Annotated in this window: 16 protein-coding genes; 10 read left to right on the top strand and 6 right to left on the bottom strand. The window is 58.3% G+C overall.

The features are described 5' to 3' along the window. Positions 1–56: 56 nt before the first annotated feature. From rpiA to AN476_RS23035, 6 genes are all read left to right on the top strand, one after another. Positions 57–845: a ribose-5-phosphate isomerase RpiA gene (rpiA, locus tag AN476_RS03310; RefSeq protein WP_054459555.1), complete on the top strand. Its 789-nt coding sequence runs from the start codon at positions 57–59 to the stop codon at positions 843–845. A gap of 14 nt (positions 846–859) precedes the next feature. Further along, positions 860–2215, top strand: coding sequence for a glutathione-disulfide reductase (gene gor, locus AN476_RS03305; RefSeq protein WP_054459554.1), 1356 nt, complete (start codon positions 860–862; stop codon positions 2213–2215). A gap of 70 nt (positions 2216–2285) precedes the next feature. Beyond that, the gene (gene hflK, locus AN476_RS03300) at positions 2286–3449 is read left to right on the top strand and encodes an FtsH protease activity modulator HflK (protein WP_054459553.1); all 1164 of its coding nucleotides are present in this window, start codon (positions 2286–2288) and stop codon (positions 3447–3449) included. After that, positions 3449–4327 carry a protease modulator HflC gene (hflC, locus tag AN476_RS03295; protein WP_054459552.1) on the top strand — a complete coding sequence of 293 codons (879 nt, stop codon included), beginning with the start codon at positions 3449–3451 and terminating at the stop codon, positions 4325–4327. The genes hflK and hflC overlap by 1 nt, the downstream gene beginning before the upstream one ends. A gap of 407 nt (positions 4328–4734) precedes the next feature. Then, positions 4735–6258 (top strand): Do family serine endopeptidase, encoded by a 1524-nt coding sequence (locus tag AN476_RS03290; RefSeq protein ID WP_253279825.1) that lies wholly within the window; start codon positions 4735–4737, stop codon positions 6256–6258. A gap of 497 nt (positions 6259–6755) precedes the next feature. Beyond that, entirely contained in the window at positions 6756–7220 is a 465-nt protein-coding gene (locus AN476_RS23035) for a thermonuclease family protein (protein ID WP_172684786.1), read from the top strand. Between the two features lie 77 nt (positions 7221–7297). Here AN476_RS23035 and AN476_RS03280 read toward each other — a convergent pair whose 3' ends face one another. Together AN476_RS03280 and AN476_RS03275 are read right to left on the bottom strand one after the other, a co-directional pair. Further along, on the bottom strand, positions 7298–7966 hold the full coding sequence (locus AN476_RS03280) for a Crp/Fnr family transcriptional regulator (protein ID WP_054459549.1): 669 nt from the start codon (positions 7964–7966) through the stop codon (positions 7298–7300). A gap of 298 nt (positions 7967–8264) precedes the next feature. Next, complete coding sequence (locus AN476_RS03275; RefSeq protein WP_054459548.1) at positions 8265–8783, bottom strand: peptidoglycan-binding domain-containing protein; 519 nt, start codon at positions 8781–8783, stop codon at positions 8265–8267. A gap of 676 nt (positions 8784–9459) precedes the next feature. Here AN476_RS03275 and AN476_RS03270 point away from each other — a divergent pair. Together AN476_RS03270 and AN476_RS03265 are read left to right on the top strand one after the other, a co-directional pair. Continuing rightward, positions 9460–9783, top strand: a complete 324-nt coding sequence (locus AN476_RS03270) for a 2Fe-2S iron-sulfur cluster-binding protein (RefSeq protein ID WP_054459547.1) — start codon at positions 9460–9462, stop codon at positions 9781–9783. Further along, positions 9783–10583 carry a VCBS repeat-containing protein gene (locus tag AN476_RS03265; protein WP_054459546.1) on the top strand — a complete coding sequence of 267 codons (801 nt, stop codon included), beginning with the start codon at positions 9783–9785 and terminating at the stop codon, positions 10581–10583. Before AN476_RS03270 ends, AN476_RS03265 begins: the two co-directional genes overlap by 1 nt. Positions 10584–10788: 205 nt before the next feature. On the opposite strand, the gene AN476_RS03260 is transcribed toward AN476_RS03265, so the two are convergent. From AN476_RS03260 to purD, 3 genes are all read right to left on the bottom strand, one after another. Beyond that, positions 10789–11406, bottom strand: a complete 618-nt coding sequence (locus AN476_RS03260) for a LuxR C-terminal-related transcriptional regulator (protein ID WP_054459545.1) — start codon at positions 11404–11406, stop codon at positions 10789–10791. A gap of 100 nt (positions 11407–11506) precedes the next feature. After that, the gene (locus AN476_RS03255; RefSeq protein WP_054459544.1) at positions 11507–12388 is read right to left on the bottom strand and encodes a bestrophin family protein; all 882 of its coding nucleotides are present in this window, start codon (positions 12386–12388) and stop codon (positions 11507–11509) included. A gap of 265 nt (positions 12389–12653) precedes the next feature. Then, entirely contained in the window at positions 12654–13919 is a 1266-nt protein-coding gene (gene purD / locus AN476_RS03250; RefSeq protein ID WP_054459543.1) for a phosphoribosylamine--glycine ligase, read from the bottom strand. 192 nt (positions 13920–14111) lie between these two features. Between purD and xseA the strand changes: the two genes are divergently transcribed. Further along, positions 14112–15581, top strand: a complete 1470-nt coding sequence (gene xseA / locus AN476_RS03245) for an exodeoxyribonuclease VII large subunit (protein WP_054459718.1) — start codon at positions 14112–14114, stop codon at positions 15579–15581. On the opposite strand, the gene AN476_RS03240 is transcribed toward xseA, so the two are convergent. Then, complete coding sequence (locus AN476_RS03240) at positions 15578–15979, bottom strand: hypothetical protein (protein ID WP_054459717.1); 402 nt, start codon at positions 15977–15979, stop codon at positions 15578–15580. The genes xseA and AN476_RS03240 overlap by 4 nt on opposite strands. Positions 15980–16142: 163 nt before the next feature. On the opposite strand from AN476_RS03240, the gene AN476_RS03235 reads away from it, so the two are divergent. Continuing rightward, a complete protein-coding gene (locus AN476_RS03235) occupies positions 16143–16790 on the top strand; it encodes a lysoplasmalogenase (protein WP_054459542.1) in 648 nt (215 codons plus the stop codon).

Genomic DNA, 16790 nt, shown 5'->3' with positions numbered 1-16790 from the left:
CTTGGGCGGGGCATTGCTTATAAGGCTGTCAACGACCTATTGCGGAGCCCAAGCCCATGACCGGAGATCTGTCCCCCATCGACAAGGCAAAGTTTGTCGCGGCCAAACAGGCGGCGGGGCTGGTGGAAGACGGTATGCGGGTTGGGCTTGGCACGGGATCAACCGCGGCCTGGCTGGTGCGCTGCCTTGGCGAGATGGTGCGCGAAGAGGGGCTGAAGTTCACCGCCGTGCCCACCTCGACCCGCACGGCAGAGCTGGCGCGGGAGGTTGGTATTCCGGTGACGTCACTGGATGCGGCCAAATGGTTGGACCTGACCATTGATGGCGCGGATGAGTTCGACAATGATCTCAACCTGATTAAGGGTGGCGGCGGGGCGCTGTTGCAGGAAAAGATCGTCGCCACCGCCTCTGATCAAATGGTAGTGATCGCAGATGCCGGAAAAGAGGTCGAAACCCTGGGGGCGTTTCCCCTGCCGGTGGAGGTCATTCCCTTTGGCTGGCAAACCAGCCAGGCGCTGATTGAGGAAACCCTTGTTTCCATGGATGTTCTGGGGCGTTCCGCGACCTTGCGGATGAATGGGGACCGGGCCTTTGTGACCGATGAGGGGAACCATATTCTCGACCTGCACTTGAACCGGATTGGCAATGCACGGCAACTGGCGCTGGTGATCAACCAGATCCCCGGTGTGGTTGAAAACGGCTTGTTCATTGATATCTGTGACACCGTCATCATCGGCTACGGCGATGGCACTGCAGAAGTGCGGGATATCAACGAAGGCACAGTAGAGCGGGAAAAGTTGGATTTTGTCGAAAGCGACAATCTGTTTTCCGATCTCTCTGACTAAAAGGCAGGACGAAAATGAGCTTTGACTACGATCTTTTTGTTATTGGCGGCGGTTCCGGCGGCGTGCGTGCGGCACGTGTGGCGGCGCAAGAGGGCGCCAAGGTGGCTCTGGCCGAAGAGGATCGCTATGGCGGCACCTGCGTCATTCGCGGCTGTGTGCCTAAAAAGTTGATGGTTTTTGCATCTGAATATTCTGCCATGGTGGGCGATGCCCAGGCTTATGGCTGGGATATCAAGGGCGGTGCCTTTGACTGGGACAGTTTCAAGGCCAAACTGCATGCCGAGTTGGATCGTCTGGAAGGTATCTATCGCGGTATCCTGAAAAATAACTCGGTCAGCAATTACGACAGCCGCGCGACGCTGGTGGATGCCCATACAGTGGCGCTGGCAGATGGCACGCAAAAGACGGCCAAGCATATTCTGATTGCCACTGGTGGCTGGCCTACCGTACCGGAGTTCCCCGGCTCGGAGCTGGCGATCACCTCGAACGAGATGTTCCACCTGGACAAGCTGCCCGAGAGTATCCTGATCGTCGGCGGCGGCTATATCGCCTCGGAATTTGCCGGCATCATGAATGGGTTGGGCGTCAAAACCACCCAGTTCTATCGCGGCACCCAGATCCTGCGCGGCTTTGACGAAGAGGCCCGCAATGTGGTGGCCGAAGGCATGGTGGCCAATGGCGTTGATCTGCAGCTGGAGACTAATGTGGTCTCGATGGTGAAAGAGGGCGACAAGATCCGCGTCACCGACACCAAGGGCAATGAGACCCTGTTTGATCAGGTGATGTATGCCACTGGCCGTCACCCTAATGCAGATAACCTGGGGCTGGAAGCGCTGGGCGTTGAGCGCGGCAAGAAGGGGGAGATCCTGGTGGACCAATACAGCCAGACAGGCGTGCCTTCGATCTATGCCATTGGCGATGTCACGGATCGTGCCAATCTGACGCCAGTGGCGATCCGCGAAGGCATGGCCTTTGTCGAGACCGTGTTCAAAGGCAATCCCACCAGCCCGGATCACGAGCTGATCCCGACGGCGATCTTTACCCAGCCGGAAATGGGCACTGTGGGCCTGTCTGAAGAAGAGGCGGCCGCGCAGGAAGCGATCGAGGTTTATTCGGCCAGCTTTAAACCGATGCAGCAAAGCTTTGCGGGGCGGGCTCAGAAAGTGCTGATGAAACTGATCGTCAGCAAGGCAAACCGAAAGGTTCTGGGCTGCCACATCGTGGCTCCTGGCGCGGGTGAGATGATCCAATTGGCCGGTATTGCGATAAAAATGGGGGCAACCAAGGAAGATTTCGATCGGACGGTTGCGGTTCACCCCACCATGTCGGAAGAATTGGTCACAATGAAGCAGCCAAGTCGAACGACTTGAATTCACAAGATTACCACCACAAATGTGGTGCAGATGCCGCAACAGGCGGCAGAAAAGGGATAGGAGACACATGGCGGGCAATAGCGGTGGCCCCTGGGGGGGCGGAGGCTCTTCTGGCGGCGGAGGTAACCGGGGAAACAACGGTGGTGGTAACAATGGCGGAGGCGGCGGTGGCCGTCGTCCCGAAGACCCCCAGATCCCTGAAATTGATGAGCTGGTCAAAAAAGGCCAGGAGCAGCTGCGCGTTCTGATGGGCGGTCGTGGCGGCAATGGTCAAGGCGGCGGCACTGGCGGTGGTCAGGGCGGCGGCGGCTCGCCTCTGTTCACCAAGGGCACCCTGGCGATTGCAGCGGTTGTTGGCGCTGTGCTCTGGGGCATGAACAGTTTCTATACGGTCAAACCAGAAGAGCAGTCGATTGAACTGTTCCTTGGTGAGTATATGGATACCGGTAATCCGGGTCTGAACTTTGCACCCTGGCCGCTGGTGACCAAGGAAATCCTGCCGGTCACCCGCGAACAGACCGAAGATATCGGTGTTGGTGGCCGTGGCTCTGACGCTGGTTTGATGCTGACCGGTGATGAAAACATCGTTGATATTGATTTCCAGGTGGTCTGGAACATCAGTGATCCGGCGAAGTTCCTGTTCAATCTGCGGGATGCGCGCCCCACCATCCGGGCCGTGTCAGAATCAGCCATGCGTGAAATCATTGCGCAGTCTGAACTGGCACCGATCCTAAACCGGGATCGTGGCGCGATTACAGCACGTTTGCAGGACTTGATCCAGGCGACCCTGGATGACTACGACAGTGGTATCAACATCATCCGGGTCAACTTTGACAAGGCGGATCCACCTGCCTCGGTTATTGCAGCTTTCCTGGATGTTCAGGCAGCTGAGCAGGAGCGCGACCAGCGTCAGAACGAAGCTGATGCCTATGCCAACAACGCTCTGGCGCAGGCCCGTGGGCAAGCAGCTGAACTGCTGGAGCGCTCAGAAGGCTATCGTGCCCAGGTGGTTAACGAGGCCCAGGGTGAGGCGAGCCGCTTTAGCGCGGTTCTGACCGAGTACCAAAAGGCACCAGAAGTGACGCGCAAGCGTCTTTATCTGGAAACGATGGAGCAGGTTCTGGGCAATGTGAACAAGGTCATCCTGGACCAGTCAACCGGTGAAGGTGGGCAGGGCGTTGTCCCATATCTGCCGCTCAATGAGCTGCGCCGTTCGGGAGGAAACAACTGATGAAAAAGACAACTTTCCTCCTGCCGGTTCTCGTATTGGCACTCGTTGGCATCCTGTCCTCCGTTTTCATCGTGGATGAACGCGAAAAGGCATTGGTGCTGCAATTTGGTCGTGTGGTCTCGGTCAAGGAAGATCCCGGTCTAGCTTTCAAAATCCCGCTTATTCAGGAAGTCGTTCGATATGATGACCGGATCCTGAGCCGGGATATTGACCCGCTGGAAATCACTCCATCGGATGATCGCCGTTTGGTGGTTGATGCCTTTGCGCGCTACCGCGTTGTAGATGTGAATCGGTTCCGCCAAGCGGTTGGTGCCGGTGGTATTGCCACCGCTGAAAACCGTCTGGATTCGATCCTGCGGGCTCAAACCCGTGAAATCCTCGGCTCAGTGAGCTCCAATGACATCCTGTCCTCGGATCGCGCCGCGCTGATGCTGCGGATCCGCAATGGCGCCAGCCTGGATGCGGAATCACTCGGGATTGCGATCATTGACGTGCGTTTGAAGCGTACCGATCTGCCCTCTGAAAACCTGGAAGCAACCTTCGAGCGGATGCGGGCCGAACGTGTGCGTGAAGCCACTGACGAGCGCGCCCGTGGTAATGAGGCAGCGCAGCGCATTCGCGCTCAGGCCGATCGTACCGTGGTCGAGCTGGTCTCTGAAGCAGAACGCGAAGCCGAGATCATTCGTGGTGAGGCAGATGCCGAACGGAACGCCATCTTTGCCGAGGCCTATGGCCGCGACCCTGAGTTCTTTGAATTCTATCGCAGCCTGAATGCCTATGAAGGCGCGTTGAAGGGCAGCAACTCTTCGCTGGTGCTGTCACCAGACTCTGAGTTCTTCAACTATCTAAGATCCTCGCGCGGGACACCCGCTGAGTAACAAATCTAGCGGCTATGGCTTGTTGGAACATAAAAGGGGCTGACCTAAGGGTTGGCCCCTTTTCGTTTTGCCCGGGACCGTGCGGTCAGCCGTGACACAGGGGAATGTCCAGGCCTGTGCTCAAGCGATTTAATGGTTGAGTTGTGGTTTTAGACTGTGCTTGTCCAAAATGTTGCTATTCTTGCGATCGGGAGGTCGGGGCAGGGATGAGCGGAAAACCGTGCAAATTTTTCACAACGAATTGATTGGCGCATGCAGGTGTTGTGAAAGGAAATTCTCCCCCTACATTGAAACTAAGCTACTGTAGGATAAAGCCTGTGTTTGGAGCTGGCCGGTAACCTGCGGCTCTTGATGGTCAGTATTGACGGTGAGGGTAGAATAGAAACGTGACGAAAACAGGAATGGTGATGACAAGGAGAAGCTCGGTGCAGCCCAAGGCGATTGCAGTTTCAAAGGAACACAACGGACAGGCCACCCTGTGGCGCGTGCTTTGGCTGGGGGTGCTTAGCCTGGTGATGGTCATGGCGCAGATGCTATCGGCCCAGGCCCGCCCCGAAAGCCTGGCACCCTTGGCGGATGAGATCAGTCCGGCAGTGGTGAATATCACGACTACAACAGTAATCGAAGGTCGCACTGGTCCGCAGGGCATAGTGCCCGAAGGCTCTCCCTTTGAAGATTTCTTCCGCGAGTTTCAGGACCGCAACGGCGGCAACAATGGTGGCAACGGCAACCGTCCGCAGCGTTCTTCGGCGCTTGGCTCGGGATTTGTGATCTCCGAAGATGGCTATATCGTCACCAATAACCACGTGATCGCGGATGCGGATGAAATTCAAATCGAATTCTTTCCCGGTGATGGTCAGCCCAAAGAGCTGTTGCCCGCCAAGGTGATTGGCACCGATCCCAATACGGATATTGCCCTGCTCAAGGTCGAGGCCTCGGCGCCGCTGAAGTTTGTCACCTTTGGCGATAGCGACACAGCCCGTGTCGGGGATTGGGTCGTGGCCATGGGCAATCCGCTTGGCCAGGGGTTTTCGCTCTCTGCCGGGATTGTCTCCGCCCGCAATCGGGAGCTGTCAGGATCCTATGACGATTACATCCAGACCGATGCGGCGATCAACCGGGGCAACTCCGGCGGGCCTCTGTTCAATATGGATGGCGATGTGGTTGGGGTGAATACCGCAATCCTGTCGCCCAATGGTGGCTCGATCGGCATTGGCTTTTCCATGGCTTCCAATGTGGTGAGCAAGGTCGTGGTTCAGCTGAAAGAATTTGGCGAGACTCGTCGTGGCTGGCTGGGCGTGCGTATTCAGGATGTCAGCGATGACGTTGCCGAAGCCATGGGTTTGGAAGACGCCAAGGGCGCGCTGATCACAGATGTACCGGATGGTCCTTCTAAGGAGGCCGGTCTGCAGGCGGGGGATGTGATCCTCAGCTTTGATGGTGAAGACGTGAAGAACACGCGCAGCCTGGTGCGGACCGTCGGCAATACCGAAGTGGGCAAGACAGTTCGGGTTGTTGTGTACCGTGAGGGCAAGACCGAAACTCTGAAGGTGACCCTGGGCCGTCGTGAAGACGCCGAGCGTGAGGCTGGTGCCGCCACTGGTGGCGACAGTGAAGAGCCAAAGGTCACTGAAAAGGAACTGCTTGGCCTGTCCGTTGGAATTTTGACAGACAAGATCCGGGGCGAGCTGAACCTGTCTTCCGACATTGATGGGCTGGTTGTGCTTTCGGTCAACGAAGTTTCCGAGGCCTGGGAAAAAGGTCTGCGCCCTGGCGATGTCATCACCGAAGCGGGACAGCAGAAAGTGGCGACGATCAGCGGCTTGGAAGCCCGCATTTCCGAAGCCAAAGAAGCTGGCCGTAAATCGTTGTTGCTTTTGGTGCGGCGCAATGGTGACCCAAGGTTTGTCGCCTTGAACCTGGTCAAGTAAACAAGTCCAAAGATTTTGGACCAAACCAAAGGCCGGGGTTTCCCCGGCCTTTTTTGTGCCCAAAAGAGATGGGCTAAGGTCACGAAAAGAGGGCTTTTCAAAAGGAAAGAGCCATATGCTGGCGGGCATATGGCTCTTGTATGGTCCGGCAGTCATCGGGATGGGATGATATCGTCTGCCTTGAGGGGACTATGGCAGGCAGTGCGGCTGGGTTCTGTGATCTGGTTCACAGGACAAAGAAAGAAAGAAGATTTTTGTTGATAGCCCGGCCGCGCACCGACTTTGTATGGGGTCGGAAAAGAAAATTGGCGGAAATTAACAGATTATTGGCCAGTTCCGGTCCAGAGTTGCGGTTGACGCTACTTTTACTCCAAAACCAGAATGGTCACCTGATGATGATAAAACGAACCATTGTAAGTGCTGTCCTTGCCTTTGCAGCCGGCACAGCCTCAGCTGCTGATTTGCCCAAAGGTGATTCCGCCTCTGCAAGGGTATTCATGGAATTGCACAGCATTCAGCGCCTCGCCGGTGTCTTGGACCCTTTGCTGACGGTACCAGGTGGCTCCTTTCGTATCATCGAGGGTGATTTTCTGGCGCTGGGCAATTTGCGCATCCGTTTGGTAGGCATTGATGCGCCGGAGGTTGCTCAGCAGTGCAATTCCGCCGGGGGCGGTCACTGGGAATGCGCTGCAGAGGCAGAGGACCGGATTCGCGATATGCTCGCCTCGGCCGAGCGGGTCGAATGTTTCAGCAATGAACAAGACAGCTATGGACACTACCTGGCCTCCTGCAAGGCAGATGGTCTGGATGTAGGGGGGCTGTTGGTGGCAGAGGGTCTGGCTTGGCCAGATGAGGGCCAGGGCCACTATCTGTCGGAAGCAGCCCAGGCCCAGGCCGCAAGCCGCGGCATTTGGCAGGCCGAGACTCCGACGCCCTCAGAGTGGCGCAAGGACCATAACTAGCTAGAACAGCGGCGCCCGGCTGGCTGATGGCTGTGCCGGGTTCCCGCGCAATTCCGGAATAGGGAAGCAGCTTGGGGTCAGATTGATTCTGGTTCCGCCAACAGTCCCAGGGCGGTGCGGTCCAGAATTTGCAAACCGCCCCTGCTGATTTCAATCAATTGGCTGCGTTTCCAATTGGACAGGGTCTTGGAGACGGCTTCGCGGGTGGCGCCGACATATTCCGCCAGTTCTGCCTGCGACAAGGCAAGTTTGCCGTTGCCATTGTCCGGGGTCAGATACAGCAGCTTACGGGCCAGGCGCACTGGCATCGGCAGAAAAACCTGCTCGTTCAGCTGCATATTCATCCAGCGCATGCGTTGCCCGGCCAGACGCAACAGGTCCCCGGCCAGTTCCGGATGTTTCTGGATCTGGGTCAGGATGTCCCGGTTGCGCAGGCGCAGGAGCCGACTGGGCTCTGCAGCTGTGGCCGTCGCGGTACGGGGGCCTGGATCAAACAGAACGATTTCACCAAAGACCGCGCCGGGGCGCATCAGGTCCAGCGAGAGCTTGCGGCCCGAAGCCGAGAGGATAGAGAATTCCAAGGAGCCTGCGATAATGGCGTAAAAGGCATCCCCCGTATCGCCCTGTTCAAACAGAACCTCTCCGTTGGAGAGACGCACTTCGCTGGCCTGGCTTTCCAGCATGTCCCGCAGCGGGGCCGAGGCTGCGGATAAAAATCCGGTTTCTGGCAGGCGATCATTTCGCATGATGTCTCTGGTCTCCGTCAGTTTTGTGCCAGATGAGAGCACCGTGTGAGGGGACCTCAGAATGGGTCCGGCTCTGTTTTAGGGTTTAGCAGAGCCCGCGGCTTTGTGAAACTCTGGCCTGCTTCTGGCCAGTTCGCGGGCCGAATTGACTTCATTTGCGGCTTGCCCTGAATGCGATTGGGCGGAGTTTGAGCAGAAAAAAGGGGAGCGCAGCGCTTTGCTCTAACCGGGGTGGAGTGGGGATTGCCCCCAATTGTTCCAAGGGGAGGTTGAATTTAGCGCTCCTTGGGCCGCCGAATTAATGGGCAATGGCAATCAGCCCTAGGCGACGCGCGGTTTCCAGCGAGAGGGTGCTGCTGTCCTGACCGGTTTCTTTTTGGTAGCGGCGTATGGCCAGGCGGGTCGCGCGATCGATATGGCCGGTCACCGGGCCACGATATTGACCGCGGGCCGCCAGGGCGCGTTGTAGCGAGGCAATGAACTCTGGTGTCATTTGCGCGGGGCAGGGGGTTTCGATCCAGGTATCGCGCCGGGGTTGGACGATTTCCTGACGTGTGACCGTGCGAAACACTGCGGGCTGGGTGATCTGACCTGTCTCATCAACCACCGCTGGCGTGACGAGGAGCTGGTCGGTGACGGTCTGAATGACGGCCGGGCTGGTGTTTCGATGCCAACAGCTGCCGGGTGGCGCGCCGGGAGGGGCCTCTGGCCTGGTTGGGTCAGGCCCGCGCAGGGGGGCCTGTTCGACGCAGGCGCCAAGCCCCAGACTCAAACAAAGCGAGAGGCGCGCAACAAAAGGGGCGTATGGTCTGGTCATGCCTTGTGATGCTCGATCTCTTTTGCGATCCATGCGGCCGCCCCCAGGGCCGCCAATTGGCGGCAGACTAGACCAGATCCGGTGCGGGCGCAAAGGGCGCTTCGCCGACGTGCTCCTGTTCTAAAGCCAAAAGATCGAGCATCGGGGAGATGTCTTCAACCCAGTTTGCAATCACATGGGTCACGGAATGTGTATGTTGCAGCCTTCTAGGCGCGCGCGTTAAGCACCCGAGAAGGAGGGCTGGGCGAAAGCGCTCGTATGTCTAGCGCCAGGCGATGATGTTCACGGTGCCGATTTTATCCTCGGACCTGACAAGAACCACCCTTTGGCGATACCAGGACGGCGGCGCAGAATCACCAACTCGGCCTGGGTGGCGCCAGCTTTTTGGGGCGGCATTAGCCGCTGCTCTGCCGTGAGGCAGGCCTCGGGCTGCTCCTTGGGAGAGGGTTCCCTGCGACAGTGAGTCGGGCCCGCTTGGGCGGGCCTTGGGTTTTGGGATGAACCATCTTTAATTTTCACTGGTGAGGCCAGGGTAAGGGGAGACTGTGTTGAAACAAATGCGGAACATTTGGCGTGGAGATCCAGCCTGTCATAGATCTGTGCAAATTGGGCTGGTGCAGGCGCAGGGGCTTGGCTACACATTCAGCTAAGTACCGAGAAGGGGAAAGAGCAAACGATGGCAAAGATTACCTATGTCGAGCACAACGGCACAGAGCATGTTGTGGAAGTAGCCAATGGCCTCACCGTGATGGAAGGCGCCCGTGACAACAATGTGCCGGGCATCGAAGCCGATTGTGGCGGCGCCTGTGCCTGCTCCACCTGTCATGTCTATATTCATCCGGATTGGGTGGAGAAACTCCCGGCCAAGGACGATATGGAAGAAGACATGTTGGACTTTGCCTTTGAGCCGGATCCCGCGCGCTCGCGTCTGACTTGTCAGGTGAAGGTGACAGATGCATTGGATGGTCTGATCGTCCAGATGCCTGAAAAGCAGATCTGATGGTATTGCGAACCATGGCGCGGCGTCTGATGTCGCGCCTGTGGTTCGGTCTGCCTCGCCGCGCGTGGAGATGCGGGTTGATTGTAGCTGCGGTTGCAGGTGCGTCACCTCTGATGGCCGAGATCACAGCTGCGGAATTCTCCGATCCGACCAGCCGCTATCCACATGGTGTGCTGGGGGATGAGATTGAGTATGGCAGCCTTCTCATCCACTGGAAAAATACGGCCCAGAAACAGTTAAGCCAGGACGCGGTTGAACGGCATGGCACTGTTGTTGTGCAGCTGCCGCAATCGCGTGTCTTTGAAGATTTGGCGCCGCGCTTGATAGATCTTGATGGCGACGGGCAACGCGAGATTATGGTGGTTGAGAGTGACACATCTCTGGGTGCACAATTGGCGATCTACGATCAGCGTGGGGAAAAGATTGCTGCCACTCCCCCGATAGGAACGCGCTTTCGTTGGTTGGCACCGATTGCGGCAGCTGATCTTGATGGAGATGGGCAGATTGAGCTTGCCTATGTTGACCGACCACATCTGGCAAAGACCCTGCGGATCTGGCGATTCAAAGCTGGGGAGCTCAGGGAAGTCACCTCTCTGTCCGGAGTGACCAATCACCGCATTGGCGAGGATTTCATCACCTCGGGCCTGCGTCGCTGCGCGGGAACTCCAGAGCTGATCTTGGTCGATGCCCGCTGGCAAAGGCTGGTCGCCGTGCGCCTGGCTAACGAAAAGATCAGCCAGTATGACGTTGGCCCCTTTGCCGGACTGGGCAGCCTGAAGGCCGCATTGGACTGTCGGTAGGTTGCACCTCCTGTCAGCGATGCGGTAGCTGCAATCGCGCCGCGCGGGAGCGCGGTGCCAGGCCCAAGGGTGTGGTCTTCTAAGAAGGCCAAAACGCGCGGGAGCTCTTCGTTTTACAGTGGGTTCGGTGCGGTGACTGCAGGAAGGGCTGCTCTGCAGCAACCGAAAGCCAAGACAGTTTCGTCAAGAGAGGCAGCCCGACGCTCTAGGGTGTGTCGCTGCGCACAACATGATCGCCGCCAATATCCCCCAGCGAAGAAAACAGGCTGGCGGTGTTGTTCACCCCCATCTTTTTCAGCAGCCGGGCGCGATGCACCTCTACCGTGCGGTAGCTTAGACTCAGCGATCGGGCGATCTCCTTGCTGGTCTGGCCCTCGCCCAGTAGGGAATAGACCTCCCGCTCGCGTCGGGTCAGGGGCAGATAGGGGCGCAGCTCCGATAGGTCGGCAAAGCTCCAGACCGCGCGCCCAAGCGGTGTGTCCGGGGTAAAGCTGTGGCCACGCACCCTGACCCAGAATAGCGCGCCATTCTTACGGCGCATCACCCGTTCATCCCAATAGGGGTCGCCCTGGCCTAAGATTTTGTCGCCGCGGGTGCGCAGATTTTGAAATTCTTCCTGCGAAGGATAGAGAAAGGCGAAGAGCTGATCCAGGAGCTCCTCGCGCGCATAGCCAAACATCTGACAAAATCGCTGATTGCATTCACGCAGGACCCGATTTTCCGTGACCACAATGCCAACAGGTGCAAAATCAAAGGCCAAGCTGGCCAGATCCCGCGCCTCAAAAAGCTGTTCTAGCCTCTCCGAACAGGGCTGTTGTTCCATGGGTCCTCCAAGATCTTGAGAAGACTGTAGCTTTGGAAACCGCGCATGAAAACAGCCTTGGCAGGCAGCGGGTTGTGGAAAAGGGGGATGTTACGGGGCGTTAGCTCAGATAAAAGTCCTGAGGCTGCAACGGCGGCGGCGGGGAGATGCCTAGATGCGGTGCTAGGGAGATCTCTACGGTGCGGCACATCGCATCCAGCGGCAGGCCGTTTACCGTTTCTCCAAAGGGATGCGCCAGTTCTTCTGTAACCTCGGCCAACCCAAAGAAAACATAGGCGATGATGGCCACAAAGAGCGGCGTCATCCAGGCTGCATCCTCCAGCAAAGCAAAGGGAATGAGAAGGCAATACAGATATGTGGTTCGAAACACCAAGAGCGAATACACGTAGGGAAGCGGGGTGGTGGCAATGCGTTCACAACCGGCTTGTGCCAGGGCAATCGAACTCAGACGTTCCGTGAGGGCTTTGCGAGCAAAACCGTCGGGCGCCGCCTGTGCGATCGTTTCGCTGACCGCATTAAGGGCCGCACAGGGGGGGTGGGGGGCTTGACTGAAGTCATCGCCGGACGAATCCCGCATTGCCTTTGCTGGGGGGATTCTGCGCAGATTGGCCCGGTGTAAATGTAAGAAATCGAGAGATTTTCGCAGAACCTCTTGCCGTTGGGAGGCCTTGGGCAGAAAGACGGCACATTCTCTTGCCAAGGCACGCATATCTGCCACCAATTGCCCCCAAAGCTTGCGCCCCTCCCACCAGCGTTCATAGGCGGCATTGTTGCGAAACCCGAGAAACAAGGAGAGCGCGATACCAAAAACAGCAAAGGGCGCCGTATCCAAATGGGGGAGGGAAATGACAAGTCTGTCAATCCAAACAATGAGCAGGGCCAGCAGTGAAATAGCAGTGATACGCGGCAGGATGCGGGGAAGAACGGAGCCCTTGGTGGCGAAGAGCAATTCAAAGAAACCGGTTTTTTCGCGGATGATCATATCTTACCTATTCGCAATTGCCTTTTTTCTGAGTTAAATCTCGAAAATTGTTCTTGCCCTAGCGAAAGGCGGCCAATTGAGAGGCAAACCCGTCAGTAGGGGGCTTTGCCCCCTCGCGCAAAGCGCTCACCCCCAGGATATTTTTGGCCAAATGAAATTAGGCTCCTGCCTGACCTTTTCATTTGGCCAAAAGTATCCCGGGGGAGTCGCCGGAGGCGGCGGGGGCAGAGCCCCCCCCCCTTTGAGTTTTACATCTGGATGTGGTTTAATCCAGTGCACGCCAGCCGATGTCGCGGCGCAGGAACCCCTCGGGCCAATCGATGTAATCGGCCGCAGCATAGGCGCGGTCCCGGGCTTCTTTCAGGCTGTTCCCCCGAGCCGTCACATTGAGAACACGTCCCCCGGTGGCCAGAATTTTGCCGCCCTGTTCTGTGGTGCCTGCATGAAAGACCATGTTGGAGCTATCTTCGGTGAGAGTTTCCAAACCGTTAATCACGGTGCCCTTTTCGTAGGAGCCAGGATACCCATTGGCAGCCATAACGACAGTGATGGCATGGTCATCTGCCCAGTTTACCTGTGTTTCTGCCAGGCGACCTTCTACAGCGGCCTGCATCAGATCCAATGCCTGGGCGCCGAGTCGCATCATCAGCACCTGACATTCTGGGTCGCCAAAACGCACGTTGTATTCCACTAGGCGAGGCTGGCCGTCCTTGATCATCAATCCGGCATAGAGCACGCCCTGATAGGGCATGCCACGCTCTGCCATGACCTTCATGGTAGGCTTGACGATTTCCATCATTGCCTTGGTCTCGATCTCGGCGGTGAGGACAGGCGCAGGGGAATAGGCCCCCATACCGCCGGTATTTGGTCCGGTATCGCCCTCGCCTACACGTTTGTGATCCTGAGCGGATCCGATTGAGAGCACCTCTTCTCCATCGACCAGTACAAAGAGCGAGGCTTCTTCGCCTTCCATGAACTCCTCAATGACCACCTCGGCGCCCGCACCACCAAAGGCGCCGCCAAACATATCGTCAATGGCCGCGAGGGCTTCGTCTTCGGTCATGGCGATGATCACGCCCTTGCCTGCGGCCAGGCCATCGGCCTTGACCACTGTCGGGGCACCATGCTGGCGGATATGCGCCTTGGCGGCCTCGGCCTCTGTGAAGTGGCCATAGCTTGCGGTGGGGGCCTGCGCCGCATCGCAGACCTCTTTGGTAAAGCTTTTGGAGGCCTCCAGCCGCGCCGCCGCTTCGGAGGGGCCAAAGACCAGAACTCCGGCATCGCGCAGCCGGTCCGCCACGCCTGCTGCCAGGGGGGCCTCGGGGCCAATGATGACAAAGCCGATGGCATTTTCTTCGACAAAGATGGTGACCGCAGCCCCATCCATAATGTCCAGATCAGCGCATTCGGCGATCTGAGCAATGCCTGCATTGCCAGGAGCGACGATCAGCTTGTCACATTTAGGGTTCTGCATCACGGCCCAGGCCAGGGCATGTTCGCGCCCGCCGCTGCCAAGGATAAGAATATTCATCGCGTCATCTCCGATCTGCTGATCCGGCCTGCTGCTCAGGACAATGGATCAGATACGCCCATGGACCCCAAAGCCATAACGCCGGGGCTTGCCTTGCTTGCGGCGGGTTCTATGCTGCGCGAGCCCGCAAAACAAGAACCTGCGCTCAATGCAGGCTCAGAACGCCAACTTTGCCGCAGGAGAGCCGCCCACGTGTCCGACCTTTTTGACGATCCCACCCCCGCAGCAACACAGGGACAGAACGCGCCGGAATTCAGCGTCTCTGAGATCTCAGGCGAGGTGAAGCGCACGCTGGAAGGCACCTTTGGACGCATCCGGGTACGCGGTGAAGTAGGGCGGGTGTTCAAGGCGCGCTCTGGTCATTTGTACTACGATATCAAGGATGATCGTTCGGTGCTGGCCTGTACCACTTGGAAGGGGCAGGTTTCCAGCCTGTCTGTGGTCCCCGAAGAGGGTTTGGAGGTGGTTGTCACCGGGCGCCTGACGGCCTTTGGGGCGCAGTCGAAATACAACATGAACGTGGATGAGGTCGCAGTCGCGGGGCAGGGCGCTTTGATGGCGTTGCTGGAAAAGCGCAAGAAACAGCTCGAAGCTGAAGGTCTGTTTGCGCCGGAACGCAAGAAAGCGCTGCCCTATCTGCCGCATATCATCGGCGTGGTGACCTCGCCTTCGGGGGCGGTGATCCGCGATATTCTGCACCGCCTGCGGGAGCGTTTCCCGCGCAAGGTTTTGGTCTGGCCAGTGGCGGTACAGGGCACCAATTGCGCGCCAGAGGTGGCCCGGGCCATCGAGGGCTTCAACAGGATGACCCCCGGTGGTGCGCTGCCGCGTCCTGATCTGATCATTGTTGCCCGGGGCGGCGGCGCGATCGAAGATCTCTGGGGTTTCAATGAAGAGATCGTGGCCCGCGCAGCTGCGGCCTCGGATATTCCGCTGATCTCGGCTGTGGGTCATGAGACGGATACCACGCTGATTGATTTTGTCTCGGACCGGCGGGCCCCAACACCAACGGCGGCCGCGGAATTGGCGGTGCCGGTGCGTTTGGAGCTGATGGCCTGGATCGAGGATCAGAGCAGTCGGTTGCTGCGCGGCACCGGCCAGGCGGTTCAGCAACGTCGCCAACGGCTGAACGATCTTTCACGCGCCATGCCGCGAGCCGAGAGCTTGTTGGACACGCCCCGTCAGCGTCTGGACCATGTGGCTGACCGCCTCCCACGCGCGTTGATTGCTGGTGTGCAGAACCGCCATGTCGCGCTGAGCCGGGCTTCGGCAGCCCTGCGACCCGCCACCCTGCGGCAAATGGTTGAGACCCGTCGAGACCGGCTGCGCAATCTTGCGTCACGGCTCAGCCTGCGACCAATTGGTCAAGAAGCAAACCGGCAGCGGGACCGGTTGGCCCAGCTGTCTCAGCGACTAGATGCAGCTCAGGGCCTCCGGGTTGAACGCCAGCGTCAGCAGCTGGAGGCGAGGGGGCGTCAATTGGACATTCTGAGCTACAAGGCCACACTGGCACGCGGCTATGCCGTGGTGCGTAGTGGCAAAAAGATCGTCACAAACACTGTTCAGGCTGCCGAGGCATCCTCGCTTAGCATCGAATTTGCTGATGGGGTTGCAGATCTGGATTTGCTGGCGGCAGCAAGTGACGGGACATCCGGGGCCTAAACTCCGACCTCGGGTCCGAGGCAGAGCATTTCTTCGTCAATGTCGCCCGATTCATACAGTTCGGTGGCTTGAGGGTCGTTCTGAAACCGTGCCGTCAGCCCCTCGGGGCTGAGCAGAAAGCTCCAGCATTGCGGTGTGCTGTTGCCCTCATAGACAAAACAGATCTGCCCTGCATCCTCATACCAGCGGCCCTCCTGACACTGTCCATCCAGAAAGGACCAGATGACCCGGCGACCGGGCAGATAGCGCTCGACCCCATAGGCGGTGCCATCAAAGCCATAGAACAGGGTTTTGCCCCTGGTGTATTGATCAAAGGCCTCGGCCCCCAGAGGCTCTGCCGTCCGGCCTATCAGGGGCAAAGACATCACCATAGCAAAGAGAATCATAACCAGTCGCATGTCAGGCAGTGTGACAGAGCCGGGCCAGTGGGCAAAGAACTTCACGCTCTGGGGCTCGTCTCCCGATCCAACCTCCCCTGGGGTCACCTTTGACGGGGCCAACCAATAGAGGCATGCATAGGCAGGGCTGTGCCTTTGTGTGCGGAAAACAGGAGATAGGAAGTTGACAGTAGTAGCCATTTTGCAGGTCCTGGCCTGTCTCGCCGCTTTGGCCTATCTCGGGTTCACGGCGCGCCCTCCCAGCGCCCTGCGCAGCCTGCTCAAGACCGCATCTGTGGCGTTCCTGGCGCTTGCTGCGCTTCTGCAGGGCGCGCCGATCTGGCTGGTTGTGGGGTTGGCACTCTGCGCCTTGGGTGACTTCTGTTTGTCGCGGGACGGCGAGACGGCATTTATGGGCGGTGTCGGTGCTTTTGCCCTGGGGCATCTGGCCTATGTGGTTCTGTTTCTAGGACATTTCAGCAGCGAACTGGGGCAGATCTGGGAAATGCCGGGGCTGGTCCTGGCCTGTGCCTTTGCGGTTCTGGGCGCAATGATGGTCTATGTGTTGGCCCCACGCGCCGGAGAGCTCAAAATCCCGGTGCTGCTCTATATCCCGATCATCCTGGCCATGGGGCTCGCGGCCGTCAGCCTGACCAGCCCAGCGTTGCTCTGGGTGTTGCCTGCAGCCCTGGCCTTCATGACCTCCGATGTGATCCTGGCCTTTGAAACTTTTGTCCTGCCCGAGGATCACCCAATGCGTCGCATCACCCCCTATCTGGTCTGGCCGCTCTATTGGGGGGCGCAGGCGGGCTTCTATCTGTCTTTTTCCTGA

It is taken from the genome of Phaeobacter sp. 11ANDIMAR09, assembly GCF_001294455.1.
GTDB lineage: Bacteria > Pseudomonadota > Alphaproteobacteria > Rhodobacterales > Rhodobacteraceae > Pseudophaeobacter.
This window is presented reverse-complemented; position numbering and strand designations above follow the sequence as displayed.